The 299-nt window shown below is 60.2% G+C and carries 1 protein-coding gene; it reads right to left on the bottom strand.

Translation table 11 applies throughout. From position 1 onward, the window contains the following. Positions 1 to 299, bottom strand: a 299-nt coding sequence (locus tag E0L35_RS26425; protein ID WP_171051258.1) for a hypothetical protein, incomplete at both ends; no start/stop codon positions are given.

Genomic DNA, 299 nt, shown 5'->3' with positions numbered 1-299 from the left:
GACGGTGTAATTGGTCGCTGCGGTAAAGTCCTCGGCCTGGAGGCGTATGGGTGTTGTTGGCGCGACCTCGTCATCCTCTGTCACTGTGCCCGTTGCCGTCGCAGCAGCGGGATCGATAGCAAACGCCTCATCTGCAATCCCGGCTAGGATGACACTGACTTGCTCAGTGCCATTGGCTTGATCATCGTTGGCGACGTCAACCGTCAAACTGCCGATGCCGCCGGTGAAGACCACCGTGCGGGGCTCGACCACCCCATCAATATCCACGCTCAAGGCCACCTCGCCGCTAAAGCCTTCCG

Origin of the sequence: Halomonas sp. ATBC28, assembly GCF_005937175.1 — a bacterium.
Taxonomy (GTDB): Bacteria; Pseudomonadota; Gammaproteobacteria; order Pseudomonadales; family Halomonadaceae; genus Vreelandella; species Vreelandella titanicae.
This window is presented reverse-complemented; position numbering and strand designations above follow the sequence as displayed.